Source organism: Actinomycetota bacterium, from assembly GCA_030682655.1.
Lineage (GTDB): Bacteria > Actinomycetota > Coriobacteriia > Anaerosomatales > JAUXNU01 > JAUXNU01.
This window is the reverse complement of sequence record JAUXNU010000191.1, coordinates 1-3,399: the sequence shown is the minus strand read 5'-3', so window position 1 is coordinate 3,399 and position 3,399 is coordinate 1. Positions and strand designations below refer to the sequence as shown.

Here is a 3,399-nt window from a genome sequence, read left to right as displayed (position 1 = left end):
CGTCAACGGAGACAGGTCGACAGTCTCGACCACGGAGACGTCGGTGAGCTTGATAGGGTGATCGTTCTCGTCGAGCGTGAAGACGCCGGTGACTTGCACGGGCTCGTAGTGGTTCTCAACGAGATCGTCGATGACGTCGGCTCGCGCGTAGCAGTCTATGGTGCGATTCGTGACCGGGTGACGGATGACGACCTTATTCTCCTCGAAGTCGACGCGCACCAAGTCCCCAGTGACTGTCATGGTTGCGGTCTCCTCAGGAACGCGCAGCCATGACTCAGCAGTCCTGCCGGATCTCGCATCCAGCGTCACGCTCGCGCCGGACCTTTCCACGTCGAGCTTCCACGTGTCGCCAGGTCGGGGCAGGAAACGCGCGAGTTCGCGCAGCATGCGATTACGGAGAAACGAGTCGGGCATCCGCTCGCGTAGCACCTCCCGATCCCCTTCGGAAACAGCACGCACGACCTCCAAGGCTCTTCCCAGGAGGTTAGTCGGAGACGTCAGGTCTGACTGCTGCCGGATGTCCCATAGCTCGACCGGCATGGCGTAGCTGCCGGACTCCGGGGCTCTGCACACCAGCTCGTAGTGCTGCCGCAGCTCCTGACCGGGCTTGAAGCGCTCATTCACGCTATGCTCGAGTGCCTGTGCACCCAGCAGCCACACTGCCGTTTGCAGCCCGCGCAGCGCCTGCGCAAGCACTTCCGAGGAGACCGACGAGTCCTCGCCGGACAGAAAGCGAAGTGTTGCCTCGTCCAACTGCCGACCATGCATATGCGCACCCCCTGCTCGCACATTCTGTTCGATGTGCCGTGCCAAGACAAGCGAAACGCGCGCCGAACCGGCACGACCCGTCGACTGGACTGCGGCTAACGCCAGCTTGCGAGGACCTCTGCGACAGCGGACGCCACGCGCGGATCGTTGTGGTAGCGCCCCATACCCTGCAGGCCGATCATGCAGATTCCGCCGAAGTCGAACACCTATTCCGCTCCAAGCCGAACACTGTAACGGTCGAAGCCGAACGTGTCGGAGCGAGACGACCCCCACTCACCCCGACCTGGGCTGGTCAACTTCTCGGTGATCGAGACTCCCAGAGTGGTCAACTTTGGGGCCATCGAATACGGAGTCTGGATTCGCGCTCCCGCCTGACGCGGGTCGACCCCAACGACCCCTACTCCGCACAACCATCCCCGGTGGGCCTAGATCCCGAGCCCGAGCTGGCCCTCTTTTGCAGCGTCGCAAGTCCCATAGCGTCGATGAGCTGCACGCCTCGTCGCGTTCCAAACGCACTCGCGTCCGCCGTGAAGCCGGAGGGGCAGATCATCACTGCTCGACTACCCGGATCGCCGCTCGGAAGACAGCCCACGAGGGCACGCATCGGCTCGACCCCTATCGGTGAGACATGGTTCTTGCACTGAACATACAACGTAGTCTCCACACCTACCACGTCGCGGCTCCTTGCCACGAGATCCACGCCACCATCGCGGGACGCGGGCGTAAGCTCGACCGAAAAACCAAGTTTGCGGAAGAGGTCCTCGGTCCACTCCTCGAACTCTCTCCCCGTCATCCCGGCGAACGAGTCGACCTCGATCTCGCCCTCTGCTCGAATAGCACCCGGGACTGGAAGGTCGAACAGACCGAAGAGCTCCGAGGCGCTCAGGACGCTGCTCAAGTCCAGAGTCACGTCGTCGATAACCAGCTTGAACAACCGGCGCTTCTCCTCAAGAAGTCGAGCGATTCTTTCCTCGATGGTACCTGCCATCGTGTAGGTATAGACGGTCACCGGGAATCTCTGTCCCATGCGATGACTCCGGTCTTCTGCCTGCCTTTCGACTGCCGGGTTCCACCAGCGGTCGAAGTGAGCGACGTAGGAGGCCTCCTGCAGGTTTAGGCCCTGTCCGCCCGCTCGCAGTGAGAGCACCAACGCCCGACGTGAGTCACTGTTCTTGAACCTCGCAATGACCTCATCTCGCTCGGGTTGCGCGAGGGAGCCCGTGTACGCCAGAGCTCCGAAACGCGACAGCCTATCGGTGATTGCCAGTGCCCCAAAAATCTCGTCCGCGAATTGCGTGAAAACCAGCATCTTGTGGCCCTGCTCGCTGAGGTCAGTGAGGCGGCGCTCCAAATCGTCCAGCTTCGCCGATGACCCGGTGCGCGGGCAGACGTTGCATATTTGTTTCAAGCGAGTGATGAGACTGAGCACATGTGTAATACGGAGGGTCTCTCCTCGCTGCCGAAGTTCCACCACCCCCTCGTGCTCCGCACGGTCATAGCTTTCGCGCTGCTCGTCAGACAAGTCGAGCGTCACATCGATGACAGTCTTCGGAGGCAGCTCCCTCAGGACATCCTGCTTGCGACGACGCAGCTGCAGGCGTGAATGCATCTCACGCAAACCGGGACCGACCCGAACCGGTGTCGGCGGGTCTCCGCTTGGGTTGGGCTGGAGGAACTCGACGATGGAAGCGAGATCCTCAATCGAGTTTTCGAGAGGCGTTCCGCTGAGCGCCCACGATCTCCGACGAGGCAGCATCTTGCAGGCTGCACTCACTCCCGCCTCGCGGTTCTTTATTCGTTGGGCCTCGTCAAGGACGACTACGTCCCAGCAATGCCGCCGCGGGCCTGAGTGCGGGTGCGGGGACATGTCAGATCTGACAGTCTCATAGGTAGTAAGGAACACGTGAGCCGGAGCAGCCCATTGCCCCGCCCTCATCGACGCACTACCACGGACGGTGCTTACTCGGAGTTCTGGCGCCCACGAGCCCAACTCTCTGCGCCATTGAGTGACCAAGCCTGCCGGCACCACAACGAGCGCTGCCTCGGCTTCTCCGCGCCACAGGAGCAGTCTCAGTGCTGCAATGGTCTGGATGGTTTTGCCAAGACCCATGTCGTCGGCGAGCAAGACCTCCGGCTGACGCACCAGAAGACAGACTCCTTCGATCTGGAAAGGGTGGAGCGTGGAAGGCCAATCGAGTACCGACATGCCCAAAGGCAGCAACTTCGCGAGAGGGACTGCTAGCACAGCCATGAGTCGCAGTCTCAACCCGGCTGCGGAATCGTCCGGGTGCTTCGTGGCTTCCGGCGATCCTGCGCCGCTACCTCCCGGCTTGGGGCCGGTGTTGCCCCTTCCTGCCCTACCTGAGCTGCCTCGCGGCTGCTCCCGCGATTGCAGCATTACCGCAATCACGCGGGTTGGTGGTTCGATCGCCAGTACCTTGCTGCAGACGTTGGCTGCCGCGACCCCAAGTTGGAGAGACCTCGAGCCTGGTGTCACAAGCGCCGGAATTCGGCGAGCAACAGCTGACTTCATGCGAGGTTGCGGTATCCTCGCCCGCCGCGGTCGTGGGGTGCCGAGCCTGTTCGCCCCGAATCTCATGTTGGAGAGGGCTCGGACCTCTTGACCTCGGC

General features: G+C 62.1%; 2 protein-coding genes. Both read right to left on the bottom strand.

The genetic code is table 11. The features are described 5' to 3' along the window. A partial coding sequence (locus tag Q8K99_12650) for a hypothetical protein (protein ID MDP2183404.1) occupies positions 1-768 on the bottom strand: 768 nt, incomplete at its 3' end. A gap of 397 nt (positions 769-1,165) precedes the next feature. Continuing rightward, positions 1,166-2,974 (bottom strand): SNF2-related protein, encoded by a 1,809-nt coding sequence (locus tag Q8K99_12645; GenBank protein ID MDP2183403.1) that lies wholly within the window; start codon positions 2,972-2,974, stop codon positions 1,166-1,168. Between the last annotated feature and the right edge of the window lie 425 nt (positions 2,975-3,399).